The 14,570-nt window shown below is 68.9% G+C and carries 16 protein-coding genes, 1 tRNA gene, 1 pseudogene and 1 riboswitch; of the genes and pseudogenes, 7 read left to right on the forward strand and 11 right to left on the reverse strand.

Annotated elements, in window-relative coordinates; translation table 11 throughout:
* Nucleotides 1-187: 187 nt before the first annotated feature.
* The 10 genes from OJJOAM_RS05520 to ybgC all read right to left on the reverse strand — a co-directional run bounded on the left by OJJOAM_RS05520 (nt 188) and on the right by ybgC (nt 7,888).
* Nucleotides 188-263, reverse strand: a tRNA-Lys gene (locus OJJOAM_RS05520).
* Between the two features lie 91 nt (nt 264-354).
* Nucleotides 355-1,467, reverse strand: a complete 1,113-nt coding sequence (locus tag OJJOAM_RS05525) for a YeeE/YedE family protein (protein WP_422649134.1) — start codon at nt 1,465-1,467, stop codon at nt 355-357.
* 63 nt (nt 1,468-1,530) lie between these two features.
* A complete protein-coding gene (gene queC / locus OJJOAM_RS05530; protein ID WP_422649135.1) occupies nt 1,531-2,214 on the reverse strand; it encodes a 7-cyano-7-deazaguanine synthase QueC in 684 nt (227 codons plus the stop codon).
* 175 nt (nt 2,215-2,389) lie between these two features.
* A complete protein-coding gene (gene ybgF, locus OJJOAM_RS05535) occupies nt 2,390-3,148 on the reverse strand; it encodes a tol-pal system protein YbgF (RefSeq protein WP_422649136.1) in 759 nt (252 codons plus the stop codon).
* A gap of 54 nt (nt 3,149-3,202) precedes the next feature.
* The gene (gene pal, locus OJJOAM_RS05540) at nt 3,203-3,709 is read right to left on the reverse strand and encodes a peptidoglycan-associated lipoprotein Pal (protein ID WP_422649506.1); all 507 of its coding nucleotides are present in this window, start codon (nt 3,707-3,709) and stop codon (nt 3,203-3,205) included.
* Nucleotides 3,710-3,739: 30 nt separating this feature from the next.
* On the reverse strand, nt 3,740-4,993 hold the full coding sequence (tolB, locus tag OJJOAM_RS05545; protein WP_422649507.1) for a Tol-Pal system beta propeller repeat protein TolB: 1,254 nt from the start codon (nt 4,991-4,993) through the stop codon (nt 3,740-3,742).
* Nucleotides 4,994-5,296: 303 nt separating this feature from the next.
* Entirely contained in the window at nt 5,297-6,289 is a 993-nt protein-coding gene (gene tolA, locus OJJOAM_RS05550; RefSeq protein ID WP_422649137.1) for a cell envelope integrity protein TolA, read from the reverse strand.
* Nucleotides 6,290-6,340: 51 nt separating this feature from the next.
* Entirely contained in the window at nt 6,341-6,778 is a 438-nt protein-coding gene (gene tolR / locus OJJOAM_RS05555; RefSeq protein ID WP_149317785.1) for a protein TolR, read from the reverse strand.
* Nucleotides 6,779-6,803: 25 nt separating this feature from the next.
* A complete protein-coding gene (gene tolQ, locus OJJOAM_RS05560) occupies nt 6,804-7,487 on the reverse strand; it encodes a protein TolQ (protein ID WP_023264902.1) in 684 nt (227 codons plus the stop codon).
* Complete coding sequence (ybgC, locus tag OJJOAM_RS05565; RefSeq protein ID WP_422649138.1) at nt 7,484-7,888, reverse strand: tol-pal system-associated acyl-CoA thioesterase; 405 nt, start codon at nt 7,886-7,888, stop codon at nt 7,484-7,486. Before ybgC ends, tolQ begins: the two co-directional genes overlap by 4 nt.
* A gap of 173 nt (nt 7,889-8,061) precedes the next feature.
* A riboswitch (ZMP/ZTP riboswitch) is annotated at nt 8,062-8,163 on the forward strand.
* Nucleotides 8,164-8,392: 229 nt separating this feature from the next.
* Here ybgC and glyA point away from each other — a divergent pair.
* Nucleotides 8,393-9,639 (forward strand): annotated as a pseudogene (glyA, locus tag OJJOAM_RS05570) (serine hydroxymethyltransferase).
* A 72-nt stretch (nt 9,640-9,711) separates the two neighbouring features.
* Nucleotides 9,712-10,176 carry a transcriptional regulator NrdR gene (nrdR, locus tag OJJOAM_RS05575; protein WP_053821213.1) on the forward strand — a complete coding sequence of 155 codons (465 nt, stop codon included), beginning with the start codon at nt 9,712-9,714 and terminating at the stop codon, nt 10,174-10,176.
* A gap of 401 nt (nt 10,177-10,577) precedes the next feature.
* Here nrdR and OJJOAM_RS05580 read toward each other — a convergent pair whose 3' ends face one another.
* Nucleotides 10,578-10,997 (reverse strand): hypothetical protein, encoded by a 420-nt coding sequence (locus tag OJJOAM_RS05580; RefSeq protein WP_422649139.1) that lies wholly within the window; start codon nt 10,995-10,997, stop codon nt 10,578-10,580.
* Between the two features lie 66 nt (nt 10,998-11,063).
* Between OJJOAM_RS05580 and OJJOAM_RS05585 the strand changes: the two genes are divergently transcribed.
* The 5 genes from OJJOAM_RS05585 (at nt 11,064) to OJJOAM_RS05605 (ending at nt 14,435) form a co-directional block, all read left to right on the forward strand.
* Nucleotides 11,064-12,161: a PilW family protein gene (locus OJJOAM_RS05585; protein WP_422649140.1), complete on the forward strand. Its 1,098-nt coding sequence runs from the start codon at nt 11,064-11,066 to the stop codon at nt 12,159-12,161.
* Entirely contained in the window at nt 12,155-12,484 is a 330-nt protein-coding gene (locus OJJOAM_RS05590; protein ID WP_422649141.1) for a hypothetical protein, read from the forward strand. Before OJJOAM_RS05585 ends, OJJOAM_RS05590 begins: the two co-directional genes overlap by 7 nt.
* A 211-nt stretch (nt 12,485-12,695) precedes the next feature.
* Nucleotides 12,696-13,055: a pilus assembly protein gene (locus OJJOAM_RS05595; protein ID WP_422649142.1), complete on the forward strand. Its 360-nt coding sequence runs from the start codon at nt 12,696-12,698 to the stop codon at nt 13,053-13,055.
* 244 nt (nt 13,056-13,299) lie between these two features.
* The gene (locus OJJOAM_RS05600) at nt 13,300-13,758 is read left to right on the forward strand and encodes a prepilin-type N-terminal cleavage/methylation domain-containing protein (protein WP_422649143.1); all 459 of its coding nucleotides are present in this window, start codon (nt 13,300-13,302) and stop codon (nt 13,756-13,758) included.
* Nucleotides 13,701-14,435: a pilus assembly FimT family protein gene (locus OJJOAM_RS05605; RefSeq protein WP_422649144.1), complete on the forward strand. Its 735-nt coding sequence runs from the start codon at nt 13,701-13,703 to the stop codon at nt 14,433-14,435. Before OJJOAM_RS05600 ends, OJJOAM_RS05605 begins: the two co-directional genes overlap by 58 nt.
* The last annotated feature ends 135 nt before the right edge of the window (nt 14,436-14,570 follow it).

The raw sequence follows: 14,570 nt of genomic DNA on the forward strand, positions 1-14,570 counted from the left end.
GGCCTTGTCCGGCCGCAACGCGGTCGGGACACCATGCGGTCGGGACACCATGCACGCCTGGGACACCATGCACGCCTGGGACACCATGCACGCCTGGGACACCACGCACGGCTGGGACACCACGCACGGCTGGGACACCATGCAAAAAAGGGCCTGTGACTTGCGCCACAGGCCCTTCTTCAATACTTGGTGGGTCGTGCAGGATTCGAACCTGCGACCAACGGATTAAAAGTCCGCTGCTCTACCGGCTGAGCTAACGACCCGAAAAAACCGAAGCCGCGATTATAGTCAGCTTCACTTGATCATGTCAACGGCACTGCCCTTGGCGTCCGGACCGCAGCGTGATCGCGCGGCTCAGGCCATCCGCTCCAGCCGCCACATCTGATAACGGAACGCCAGCACGGCGCCGAGCAGGATGCCGGCCAGCGCGATGAAGGAACCGATCGCCAGTGTCGACACGCCGGACAGGCCCTGCCCGATCGTGCAGCCCAGCGCGGTCACGCCGCCCGCGCCCATCAGGATGCCGCCGACGATATGGTTGGCGACGTCCTCGGCGTTGCCGAAGCCTTCCCAGCGGAATGTGCGCGAGGCCAGCGCATAGGCGGCCGCGCCGGCGATCACGCCGATCACGCTGACGATACCGACCGTCAGCACCTTGCTCTTGTCGCTGAACATCATCAGCCAGTCCAGCGTATAGGCGTAGGGCGCGACGAAGCTCAGGCTCTCCATGCGGCCGCTGTTGGTGGCGACGAACACCTCTTCCAGCGTATTCGGATCTTCCGGCACGAAGCCGAGATGGCCGGACACGTACCACATCGCCACGATGATCAGCCCGACCGCGATGCCGCCGAGCAGGTTGTCGAAGGTGCGAAAGCCCTTGCCGGCCAGCGCCCACAGCGACAGCACACCGCCGAGCAGCAGGCCCAGCACGAGCTGCAGCGTGCCGCGCGACAGGCCGGTCTGCGCCAGCAGCGACGGCAGGTCCTGCGAGGTCGGCAGCTGCATCGCCACCGCGTCGACGGTATTGACGCGGATCACGCCGAACAGGCCGCGCAGCGTCATATAGGCCGACAGGCCCAGGAACACGAACACCACCAGCGACTTCAGGTTGCCGGCGCCGATCCGCACCAGCGTCTTGCTGCCGCAGCCCGAGGCCAGCACCATGCCGAAGCCGAACAGCAGCCCGCCGACCAGCGCGGACAGCCACGCGAGCTTGTCGGCCGCATAGATGGTCCGGGCCGGATCGATCTGGCCCGACCACGCCAGCACGCCGGTGCCGATCATCGCGACGCCGATCGCCAGCACCCACATGCGCATGCGGGTCCAGTCGCCCATGTTGACGATGTCGGAGACAGCGCCCATGGTGCAGAAGTGCGTGCGCTGCAGGACCGCGCCGAACAGGAAGGTCAGCGCGAAGGTGCAGACCAGCACGGTGCGGGTCAGCGCGGGGACGTCGATTTCAGGCATGGCGGATTGCCGGTGGCAGGACGATAAGAGGTAAGCGAAGCAGCCGGGCCGCGGCGGTCAGGATCACGCGGCGCTCTGGTAACGGGTCGGATCGGGCACGCCGGCGGCCTCGAAGCCCGCGCGGCGGATCCGGCAGGAATCGCAGACGCCGCAGGCGCGGCCCTGCTCGTCGGCCTGGTAGCACGACACCGTCATGCCGTAGTCGACGCCGAGGCGGACGCCGGCCTGGATGATCTCGGCCTTGGTCATGTCGATGATCGGCGCGTGGACGCGGATGCGCTCGCCCTCGACGCCGGCCTTGGTGGCCAGGTTGGCCAGCGCCTCGTAGGCCTGCACGTATTCCGGACGGCAATCGGGATAGCCCGAATAATCGACGGCATTGGCGCCGAAGAACAGGTCGCGGCCGCCGATCGCCTCGGCCCAGCCGAGCGCCAGCGACAGCATGATGGTGTTGCGGGCCGGCACGTAGGTGACCGGGATACCGCCGGCCGCGCCGTCGGTCGGCACGTCCAGCGCGTCGTCGGTCAGCGCCGAGCCGCCGAAGCGGCGCAGATCCAGGTCGACGATCTCGTGCCGCTTGGCGCCGAGCGCCGCGGCGACGCGCTTGGCCGCCTCCAGCTCCGACGAATGCCGCTGGCCGTAGCGCATCGACAGCGCATAGGTCTCGAAGCCCTGGGCATTGGCCATAGCGAGCACGGTGGCGGAGTCCAGACCGCCGGAAAGCAGGACGATTGCGCGTTGGGTCATCTCGGGGTGGCGCGTGCCGGGTAGCGGGCGAAGGCCGCTCGGCCTTCGCGGTACATCGGGTAACCCGTTATTTTAGCGCGACCACGAAAAAGGCCCGCTTGCGCGGGCCCCCGGCACATCCCACGCCGGCGCCGCCGCGAGCGGCGGGCTTCAGCGTCCTCGACTTCCGTGCGCCTTACTTCAGCGTCTTCAGCCGGTTGCTGGCCGCCTGGGCGCCCTCGGTGCCGGGATACTTGGCCACCACCTGCTCGAGCGTCTTGCGCGCCGCCGCCTTCTGGTTCGACTCCAGTTGGTTGTTGGCGATCGCGATCATCGCGTCGGGCACCTTGGGGTGCGTCGGGCTGGCCTGCACCATGTTCTGCAGCACCGTAATCGAGCCACGGTAGTCGCGTTGGGCGTACAGCGAATTGCCCAGCCAGTACTGCGCCAGCGGCAGGTACGGGCTCTGCGGATACTTCTTGATGAAGGCCGAGAAGTTGGCGCCGGCGCCCTTGAAGTCCCCGGTCTGGAACTGCTTGAGCGCGGCGTCGTACTCGGTCTTCTCGCCCGGCTGGGCCAGGCCCTGCTGGCCTTCCACGGTGACCTGCTGCGGCTCGAACTTCTTGAGCCGCGCGTCCAGGTCCGCGTAGTAGTCCTTCTGCTGGCGCTGCAGATTCGCGACTTCGTTCTGCAGCACCTCGTTCTGGCCCCGCAGGCGCGCCACTTCCTGGCGCATCCCTTCGAGCTGGTTCTGGATCTCGATCTGGGCCCGGCTGTTCTGGTCGATCCGCTGCGAGGCAGTGGCCTGGAAGCCATTGAACTGCTCTCGCAGCGTGATGATGGCGCGACGCGCCTCGTCATCGTCGAAGACACCGGCCTGTGCCTGGGCGGCCGGCAACAGGCCGGCACAAACTGCGGCGACTAGCCACGACAGAGTAGAGACGCGTGCTTTCATGGATCGACTTTCTTCAGCGCGGGATCAACGGATCGAAACGAATCCAGACGGCAATCAATAAACGATATCGGCGCGGCGGTTCTCTGCCCACGACGCTTCGTCATGACCGGTCGCCTTCGGCTTTTCCTTGCCCAGGCTCACGGCTTCCATCTGGGTCTCGGGCACGCCCATGGTGGCCAACGAACGGCGCACCGCCTCGGCACGCTTCTGGCCCAGCGCCAGGTTGTACTCGCTGGTACCGCGCTCGTCGGTGTTGCCCTGGATCAGGATGCGGCGGCCGCGGTTGCCCTGCAGGTACTTGGCGTGCTCGTTCAGCATGCCCTGGTATTCCGGCTTGACGCTGTAGCTGTCGAAGTCGAAGTAGACGCTGCGGCGGGCCAGCGGGCTGTTCGGGTCGTTCAGCGGATCGCGCGAGACGTCCACCGGCGCGACGGCGCGCGGGTCGGTGGTCGAGGTGCCGCCGGTGCTGGCACCGGCCTTGGCGGAGTCGTCCAGCTTGACGCCCGACGAGCAGGCGCCGAGGGTCAGCAGAACGGCGATGGCGAGAGACTTGGTGATCATGTTGGACATGGTAGGAGGCTCCTGTTTCTGTTATTGCATGAAGGGTCCCCAGGACGGCTCGCGAACCTCGCCGGACTGGAGCGACAAAACCTGCTTGGTACGTCCATCGGTCGACACCGCCGCCAGCACCGCGCGACCGCCGACGCGAGTGGCGTAGAGAATGTACTTGCCGTTGGCGGCGAAGCTGGGCGCCTCGTCGTTGGCCGTGTCGGTCAGCGCGGTGACATCGCCGCTGCCCAGGTCCATCAGCTGCAGCTTGAAGCCGCCGCCGCGGCTAATGTACGCCAGTTGCTTGCCATCCGGCGAAACCCGCGGGCTGACGTTGTAGTTGCCCTTGAAGGTCACGCGCTGCGCCGCGCCCGACTCCTCGCCGGCGGCCGGCATGCGGTAGATCTGCGGCGCGCCGCCACGGTCGCTGGTGAAGTAGATATGGCGGCCATCCGGCGAATACTGCGGCTCGGTATCGATCGCGCTGCTGCGGCTCAGGCGGCGCAGCCCCGAACCGTCGGCATTGACCTGATAGATCTGCGTATTGCCGTCGCGCGACAGCGCCAGCGCCAGATGGCGGCCATCGGGCGACCATGCCGGGGCGCTGTTGTTGCCCTTCTGGTTCGACACCAGCGTGCGGCGGCCCGTGGCCAGGTCATGCACATAGACAACCGGTTTCTTCGCCTCGAACGAGACGTAGGCCACCTTGGCGCCGTCCGGCGACCACGACGGCGAGATGATCGGCTCGTTGCTGGTCAGCGCGACGCGCGAATTCTGGCCGTCGGAGTCGGAGATCAACAGCTGGAAGCGGTTGCCGACACGGGAAACGTACGACAGCCGGGTCGCGAACACGCCGCGCTCGCCCAGCAGCTTCTCGTAGATATAGTCGGCGATCTTGTGCGCGGTCACGCGCAGCTGGTCCTGGCCGACGGTAAAGGCCAGGCCGCCCAGGCTGGCGCCCTTGACGGTGTCGTACAGGCGGAAGCGGACCTCGTAGCGGCCGCCGCCGGCGGGCGTGACGCTGCCGGCGACGAAGGCGTCGGCGCCGCGGGTCTTCCAGCCGGCCAGGTCGACGTTGGCGGTTTCCGGGACGGTGGCGCCGGCCACGTCGACATTGCGGAAGCGCCCGCTGCGCTGCAGGTCGGCGCGGATGATCGCCGTCAGATTGGTCGGCGCCGCGCTTTCATTCTGGAAGTTGGCGACGGCAATCGGGAACTGGCTGGAGCCGACGCCGGAGATTTCGACGTTCAGCTGGGCGTGGGCGGTGCCCATCGTCAGCATCATGGCCAGCGCCATGGTGATCCAGGCCAGCACGGCCGAACCGGCGGTGCGCCGGCCGGCGGCGGGGGTGGCTGGGGTGCGTCGGCGGGCGTCGGCCGCCCGATAGGCGAAGCCCCCATGGGCCAAAAGGGCCAAAAGCGATCGCATGCTGCTCCTCTATCTATATCGAGATCGTCAATCGATGCATCGGACGCGTCGGCAACGGCGCGCGGAGCGAGGCGCCGCCGGGCCGCGCCAGGCAACCGTCGATGGTAGCCAGCCGCCCCGCGGCCAGCGATCCCGGTTGCACTATGTTGCAAATCATACGCTTCCCCTGCCTCAGTCCTTGGGCCGGAAAGTGATCGTAAAGCTGGACGGCGCCTTGCCGTTGTCGTCGCGCGGCAGCGGGTCGGAACGCTCGACCGCGCGCAGCACGGCGTTGTCCCAGGCCGAATTGCCGCTGGACTTGGACAGGCGGGCCGACAGCAGCGAGCCGTCCGGCGCCAGCGACACCGACACCACGGCGGTCGGGTTGCCCTGCACGTCCTCGGTGAAGACGATGTTCGGCTTGACCCGGCGGCGCACCTTGTCGGCGTAGCCCGGCGAGGCGCGGCCGCCCGAACCGGCGTTGTCGGAAGTGCCGCCGCCCGAGCCGCTGCCGCCGGCCAGCGCCTTCAGGCGGGCCAGTTCGGCCTGGCGCTGGGCATTGGCGGCGGCCTCGCGCTTGGCCTTCGCGTCCGCGTCTGCCTTCGCCTTGGCCTTGGCCTCGGCGTCCGCCTTGGCCTTCTTCGCCTGCTCTTCCTTGCGCTCGGCCTGTTCCTTGCGCTTCTGCTCCTCGGCGCGCTGCTGGTCTTCCTTGCGCTGGGCCTCTTTCCGCTGCTCTTCCTTGCGCTGCTCTTCCTTGCGCAGGGCTTCCTTGCGTTGTTCTTCCTTGCGCTGCGCCTCGCGGCGCTCGGCCGCCTCGCGTTCCTCGCGCTCCTGGCGCGCCTTCAGCTCGGCCTGCTTGCGCGCGGCCTCGCGCGCCTCGGCTTCGCGGCGCTTCTGGCGCTCGAGCGCGATGTCGGCGTCCTCTTCCGGCTTGGGCTGCGCCACGGGTGCCGGCGGCGCCGGAGTCGGCTGGGGCTGGGGCCGCGGAGTGGGCTCCGGGGCCGGGGTATCGGGGACTTCCTCCCACAGCTCGGCTTCGACGCCGGCGGGAGTGCTGATCTGCCAGTTGACACCGTAGTACAGCACGATGGCCAGCAGCAGATGCATGAAGAGCGCCAGCAGGAAGGAGCGCAGCGTGCCGCGTTCCTTGACCGGCTGATACGGATAGGAGTCGGCGGTCTTCATGGAAAAGGCTAACGGCAAGGTTCCGGGCGACATCCGGTCGTCATCCAGCGGTTACTTGGACTTGACCATCAGGCCGACGCGCTTGACGCCATCGGCCTTCAGTTCGGACATCACGTCGAGCACCGCCTCGTACTTGACCGCACGGGCGGCGGCGATCACCACCGGCTGGTCCGGGTTCTCGTTCTGGCGCTGGTGCACGAAGTCCAGCAGGCCCTTGGTGTCGAGCTTGCGCTCGAACGAGGCGCCCTCCGGGCTCTTGCCGCGCGCGGTCAGCGTGCCGTCCTCGTGCACGGTGACGACGATCGGCGGGGTCTTCTGCTGCGGCGTGGCGTCGGCCACGGTCGGCAGGTCCACCACGGCGGGGCTGACGATCGGCGCCGCCACCATGAAGATGACGAGCAGAACCAGCATCACGTCGATATACGGCACGACATTGATGTCGGCGCTGGCCCGGCGGCGCGAGCCGCCGCGGCGCTGAATGGCTGCCATGCTGCGCTTCTCCTTGGCCTGGCCTTCAGCGGGTCTGCCGCTGCAGGATGTTGAGGAATTCTTCCATGAAGCTCTCGAAGCGGATCGCCAGCCGGTCGATCTCGGTCGCGTAGCGGTTGTACGCGATCACGGCCGGAATCGCCGCGAACAGGCCGATCGCGGTGGCCACCAGCGCTTCGGCGATGCCGGGCGCGACCGAGGCCAGCGTCGCCTGCTGGACGTTGGACAGGCCGCGGAAGGCGTTCATGATGCCCCAGACCGTGCCGAACAGGCCGATGTAGGGGCTGACCGAGCCGACCGAGGCGAGGAACGGCAGGTGAGACTCGAGCACGTCCATCTCGCGCTGGTAGGCGGCGCGCATCGCGCGGCGGGCCGCGTCGAGCAGCGCGCCGGCGTCGTTGCTGCGCTCGCGCGCCTTCAGGTACTCGCCCATGCCGGACTCGAAGATCCGCTCGAGCGCGCCGGTGCTGTGCCGGTTGTTGGCCGCGCTGTGATACAGCGCCTGCAGGTCGCCGCCCGCCCAGAAATCGCGCTCGAAGCCCTCGGTCTGGGTGCGCGCGGCGCGCAGCGCCATGTGCTTGCGGAAGATATAGGTCCAGGAGAACAAGGACATGACGACCAGCAAGGCCATCACGGCCTGCGCCAGGAAGCTGGCGTGCATCACCAGCGTTAGGATCGACATGTCTTGCGTGACGGTCACGGGATTCATCGAGCGGTCTTGATGGTTGCGAGGACGGGTGCGGGAATCGGGGCCGGGCGGAAGCTGTCGCGGTCCACGCATCCCACCCGGATCGTGCCCGCGGCCAGCATCAGCGGCCCGCGCCACGCTTCCTGGGCGAATTGGACCGAGGCCGGCCCGACCCGTTCAATACGGGTACGGATCTCCAGCAGGTCGTCCAGCCGGGCGGGCGCATTGTATTCCACCGCCGTGCTGCGCACGACAAAGACCACGCCCGATTCATCGGCGAGGGCCTGCTGCTCGATACCGAGCGAGCGCAGCCATTCGGTGCGCGCGCGTTCGAAAAACTTGAGGTAGTTGGCGTAGAACACCACCCCGCCGGCGTCGGTGTCTTCCCAGTAGACGCGCAGCGGCCATACGAAATTCGTCATGGCCGCGATTGTAACGGACGCGGGCGCGGCTTCGGTGTCACACGGCGTCCGACAACGCAACGCCGTGGCGTCCTACAGACGAGCGCCCCCCCTTCCCGCCCGCCAGGCCCCGTCCCAGGCGGCCCAGCCGGCTTGCGGCGAGCCGGGGCCTCGCGTAAACTCCGGCCAACCATTCCACCTTGCGCGACTGGCGAAGTCAGTGGGTACTACCACGAGGAAGCGCAAGATCTCTGGCGCCAAGCCACCGGAAGCGGTCCGAAGCCAGGGCGCAACGCCCGGCCCCGGCCCCTTGCGATAGCCGCCGCGCCTGCCGCTCGCCTGGGCCAGCGAATGGGAAGCAGGGTGCGCCCTGCGCCGCCAGTCCCGGGCCCCGCGCCCAGGCCGGCGACGCGGTTCGCATGCGTCTTCCCCGCGCGCCCTACCGTCGTTCCGTTCCCGTATCCTTCGGTCAATCCGCCGTCATTGCACGGTTTTCACCGATCCTTCTACAGACGAGTTTTCGCCATGTTCGAACGCAGCCGTTACACGATCGACCAGATCGATCCCGAACTCTGGTCCGCCATCCAGCAGGAAAATCAGCGCCAGGAAGACCATATCGAGCTGATCGCCTCCGAGAACTACACCTCGCCGGCCGTGATGGCCGCCCAGGGCTCGCAGCTGACCAACAAGTACGCCGAGGGCTATCCCGGCAAGCGCTACTACGGCGGCTGCGAATATGTCGACGTCGTCGAGCAGCTCGCGATCGACCGCGTCAAGCAACTGTTCGGCGCCGAGGCCGCCAACGTGCAGCCGAACTCGGGCTCGCAGGCCAACCAGGGCGTGTTCTTCGCCGTGCTCAAGCCGGGCGACACCATCATGGGCATGAGCCTGGCCGAAGGCGGCCACCTGACCCACGGCATGGCGCTGAACATGAGCGGCAAGTGGTTCAACGTGGTCAGCTACGGCCTGAACGCCGACGAGGACATCGACTACGGCGCGCTGGAAAAGCTGGCCCAGGAGAAGAAGCCGAAGCTGATCATCGCCGGCGCGTCGGCCTTCTCGCTGCGCATCGACTTCGAGTGCATCGCGGCCGTGGCCAAGTCGGTCGGCGCCTATTTCATGGTCGACATGGCGCATTACGCGGGCCTGATCGCCGCGGGCGTCTACCCGAACCCGGTGCCGCACGCGGACTTCGTCACCACCACCACGCACAAGAGCCTGCGCGGCCGCGCGGCGGCGTGATCCTGATGAAAGCCGAGCATGAGAAGGCCATCAATTCGGCGATCTTCCCCGGCATCCAGGGCGGCCCGCTGATGCACGTGATCGCCGGCAAGGCCGTCGCCTTCAAGGAAGCGCTGTCGCCCGAGTTCAAGGCCTATCAGCAGCAGGTCGTCAGGAACGCCCAGGCGCTGGCCGAGACCCTGATCGCGCGCGGCCTGCGCATCGTCTCGGGCCGCACCGAGAGCCACGTGATGCTGGTCGACCTGCGCGCCAAGCAGATCACCGGCAAGGAAGCCGAGAAGATCCTGGGCGACGCGCATATCACGGTCAACAAGAACGCGATCCCCAACGATCCGGAAAAGCCGTTCGTGACCTCGGGCATCCGCCTGGGCTCGCCGGCGATGACCACGCGTGGCTTCAAGGAAGAGGAAGCGCGTCAGGTCGCCAACCTGATCGCCGACGTGCTGGACAACCCGCACGATGCCGGCAACATCGCGCGCGTGCGCGAGCAGGTCGCGGCGCTGACCAAGCGCTTCCCGGTCTACGGCTGATCGGCCGTCGCCGCGCGCCCCCGCTTCGGCGGGCGGCGCGCGGCCGCTCAACCTCCGCCTCCAGGTGGTCCGATGAAATGTCCCTTCTGCGGTCACTCCAATACCCAGGTGCTCGACACCCGCATGTCCGAGGAAGGCGATACCGTGCGCCGGCGCCGCCGTTGCGAGGCCTGCGATCGGCGCTTCACCACCTATGAGCGGATCGAGCTGTTCTTCCCGGCCATCGTCAAGAAGAACGGCAGCCGCGTCGACTACGCGCGCAGCAAGCTGAAGGATTCGATGCGGCTGGCCCTGCGCAAGCGGCCGGTGTCGGCCGAGGCCATCGACGAGGCGATTGCGCGCATCGAGGAAAAGCTGCTGGCGCTGGGGCAGAAGGAAATCCCGAGCAGCCAGGTCGGCGAACTGGTGATGCGCGAACTGCGCAAGCTCGACAAGATCGCCTATATCCGTTTCGCTTCGGTGTACCGCAGCTTCGAGGACGTGTCCGAGTTCTCCGACGTGCTGGCCGAAGTCAGCTCGCCCAACGGCAAGCGCTGAGGCGTTGCTTCGCGGCGGCGTGGGGGTGTTGCGGCTTTTAGCTGCTTGGCGCCGCGTGTTGCTGCCTGATGCTGCTTGTCGCCGCGTGTTGCTGCCTGATGCTGCTTGTCGCCGCTTGTAGCTGCTTGTTGCCGTCGCCGCTGTTTGCTGCAGTTGCCGTTGCCATTGCCGCTGTTGCAATCCTTGTCGAATCCTCCACGGTCCGAAACCTTATCCCCGCTCGCTGACGATTAATCTGGTCCCCGCTTGTCACGCGCAGGACCAGAGCGATGGTTGCTATCCCTTTTGCGGCTTCAGCGGTGCCGACCGCTTCGGCGTTGTTGGCGGCTTCCGAGTTAACGACCGCTTCGGCGTTGCCGGCCGCTTCCCGGTTATCGACCGGTTCGGCGCCTTCCGGCGCCTCAACTGCCGGCGCCCTTCCATGGCGCGCCGACTGCCGCTCCCCTTCTTGCCCTTGCCTGACTGACCGCCGGCGTGCGCGCCACCGCGGCTACCTGCTGCTCGAATCGCTGGTCGCGCTCGCCCTGCTCGGCATCGGCCTGCTGCCGCTGGCCGGGCTCGCCCCAATGGCGCTGCAATGGTGGCGCGAGCCGCTGCGGATCGGCCAGGCCCTGCGGCTCGCCGCCGAGGGCGCCGAGCTGGCCGGGCTGGCGGGACCGGATGCGCTGCCCGATCCCGCCCGGCTCCCTGCGCTGGCGCGGATGCCTGGCGTGCCGCCGCCACGCTGGTGCGCGTCGGTGCCGGCCGACGCGGCGCAATCGAGCTGTCCGGCCGGCCAGCGCGTCGTCGTGGTCGGCCCCTTGCCCCCCGGCGCTCGGCATAGGCAGCGGGGCGGATGCGGCCCAGCCCCGGACCGCGTTGCGCGCCATCGCGCTGCGGTTGCGGCCATGAGCACGACGGTTGCAACCATGCGCGCGGCGATCGTCGCCCCATGGGCGATCGGATCGCCCGGGCCCAGCCGCGCGGGTTCGCCATGGCAGTCCGCCGCGACGGCCGGATGGTCGCTGGTCGAGGTGATGGTCGGCCTGCTGCTCGGCGCGCTGGCGAGCAGCGCTGCGGTGACGGCCTTCCTGACCATGCGATCCGCCTATGTCCTGGCCGCCGAGCAACGTGAACTGGAGCAGCGCGGCGGCGCCCTGCTGGACGCGATTGCCGCGCTGCTGCGCCATGCCGGCTGGCATCCGGCGCCGACCGCCGCCCTGCCCCCGCCGCTGATCGGTCGCGACGACTGCGGCCAGCCGACGCTCGGCGACGCACTGAACTGCGGCAAACCCGGCATCGCCGGCAGCGATGCGCTGCTGATCCGCTTCGGCGGCGACCATCCCTTCGGCGATCCGGCGGTGCCCGACCGCTACCTGTCCGACTGCAGCGGTTACCCGGTCCCCATCGCGGTGGCCGCCGCGGAACCCGCACCGGCCTCGTCGCCGCGGGCGGCCGGCTACCTGACCGCCAACCTGCTGTACGTGGCCAACGGCGCCGACGGCGAGCCGCAATTGCTGTGCCGCTATCCCGGGCGCCGCGATGGTGGCAGTGGCAGCAGTGGCAGCAGTGGTGGCAGTAGTGTCGGTGGTGGTGGTGGTGGTGGTGGTGGCGGTGGCGGTGGCGGCATTGGAGGCAGCGGCGGCACGACGTGGAGCACCGGCGCACTGGCCCGCGGTGTCGAGACCCTGCAGCTGCGCTATGGCGTCGACCGCGACGGCGACGGCCGCGTCGACACCTTCCTGCGCGCCAGCGAACTTGCCATCGGCGGAACGGAAGCGTGGCGCAAGGTGTTGGCCGTGCAGATCGCCCTGGTGCTGCGCAGCGGGGCTGGCATGCCGGGCACGGCCGCGACGCCCTTGCCACTGCTGCCGCCACGCACCACCGGCGAGCAAGGCGACGATATCGCGTTTATGCCCCGCTCCCGGCCCACCGTTTCGCGGCGGGTGTTCGCCACCACCGTGTGGCTGCGCAATGCCTCGTTCTGCGCGGAGTCGCCATGCTGAGCGCCACCGGCGTTGCGATGCCAGCGCGGGTCCCACGCGGCGCCATCACGCTGATTTCGGTGGTCGTGCTGTCGACGCTGACCCTCGCCCTGGCCGGCGCGCTGTTCGTACTGCTCCTGGCCGGACATCAGGCAATCGGCCAGCGGCTCGAGCGCGAGATTGCGTTTCGCGGCGCGGAGGTCGCGCTGCTCGATGGCGAGCACGATTTGCTGAGCGCAACTGCCGCCATTGGGGGACCTGCCGCTATTGGGGGGACCCGCCGCCATGACGGGACCTGCCGCCATTGCGGGACCTGCCGCCATTGCGGGACCCGCCGCCATTGAGGGACCTGTCCCCGTTGGCGGACCTGCCGCCATTGCGCGACCGGCCGCCATCGACGGAACTACCGCCATGACGGGACCTGCCGCCAGCGCGGCGCTGGCCGGCCGCAACGCTCGCCTCGCCTCCTGGCCTGCGCCCGGCCATTGCGGCACGCAGGCGCAGCGCGGCCTGTGCAGCCCTGCTCCGGGCCGGCCACCGGCGTGGCGGGCCTGGATGGATCAGGCCCCGCCCGCGCACGGCATCGGTGTCCCGGTCGGAAACGTAACCGGCGCGACGCTGCCGATCATCCCGCCGGACATGGCCGGCGCCACCACCGTGCCGCGCTATCTGATCGAACGGCTGCCGCCGAAAAACACCGGCGGATCGGCGCCCGCCGGCATGCCGGCGCAGCGCTATCGCATCACCGCGCTTGGCCAGGGCCGCGACCCGGCCGCGCGCGTCGTGCTGCAGACCGAATGGATCGATGCGGAAGGGAGCGATCCGTCTTCACGGCGCGCAGCGGCAAGCCACCCGGAAGCCGCCCGCGTCCGGCGGCTCGGTTGGCGCGAACTCGTCCCGCCTTATCCATCGTGACGTCATGTCGCGTCATGAGGCGCCCTGACTCGCCATGAGGGCCATGCCCTTCCATGCGCCTGCAAGCCCCGCCGTGACCCGCATTACCGGCCACCACGCGCTTTGACTCGCCATAAACGCGCCATAACGCGCCCTGACCCGCCATGACCCGCCATGACCCGCTTTGACCCGCCATGACCCGCTTTGACCCTCCATGACCCGCCATGACCCGCTTTGACTCGCCGTGTCCCCCCCATCATCCGCCATGACCGCCAACCGCTCCCCCGCCTTCACGCTGATCGAACTGCTGATCGTGATCGCCATCGCCGCCATCGTCGCCGGCATCGCGGCCACCAGCTGGCATCGGCACCTGCAACGCAGCTGGCGCGCGCAGGCGCGCACCGCGATGATCTCGGCAATGCTGGACCTGCAGCGCCACGCGATGGCCCGGGGCGGCTTCGCCGACGACAGCGGTCACGGTCCCGCCGGACGATGGCCACAGTGGGTGCCCGCGCCGCCGGCGCCTGCGCGCTACCGGCTGGCGGCGCTGCCCTGCCTTGCCGCCGGCCAGCGCGAGCGCGACCTCCACCGTTGCATCGAACTGCATGCCGTGCCGCAATGGCCCGACCCCGCTTGTGGCACGCTGATCCTGCGCAGCAGCGGGGAATGGCTGATCGATTCGGCGGACACGGCCGGGCCGGTACCATGGCCGGAAGCGTGCTGAGCCGGCCCCGCGGCAAGGACCCGCGGCGCCGCGCACGCACAACGGGCGCCACACTGATCGAATGGCTCGCCGCGATGGCGATCACGGCAACGCTCGCGGCCTCGGCCTATCCGTCGTATCGCGACGCGCTGGAGCGGCAGCAGATCCGCCTGGCCGCCGACCTGCTGGCGGCCTCGATCGAGACGGCACGTGAATTCGCGCTGGCCAGGCGCAGCACGGTTCTGCTGGCGCCGCAGCCCGGCTCCGCCGACTTCTCGCGCGGGTGGCGCATCCTCCCGGGCGAGGCCAGCATGGCCGACGGGGCCACCAGTGCGACAGGGGCGACAGGGGCCATGGGAGCCACCGGGGCGATAGGGGCGATAGGGGCGATAGGGACGATAGGGGCCATAGCAGCCACAGGCACCAGCGAAGCCACCGACGCCCCGGCGCTGTCCTCCGTGGGCCTGGCCGCCGCCTGCCTGCGCGTCACGCTGCGCGCCACCGACGGCGGCCGCGCGCTGCGGCTGGCTCCTGTGGGATACTCTCGGTCGGAACGTGGCGGCTTCTATGCGGCCACCTTTACTGTGCGCTGCGGCCATGCGCAGCGTCAGGTCAGGCTCGGCGCGCTGGGCCGCTTGCGCATCTGTACGCCCTGGCAGGACGCCGACTGCGACAGCCGGACCGACAGCGAGCCCTGAGCCGCGCACCGGCCACGACCGCGGTCCGTCATGCCCGGCCGGCGTGGCCAGGCCGACTTGGCCGGCCGGCTTGGCCTGACCCAGTTAGCCAGACCGACCACGCCAGCCACGCCAGTCAAGACAACCGGCAGGAAA

Source organism: Cupriavidus sp. H18C1 (assembly GCF_049311595.1).
Taxonomy (GTDB): Bacteria; Pseudomonadota; Gammaproteobacteria; order Burkholderiales; family Burkholderiaceae; genus Cupriavidus; species Cupriavidus cauae.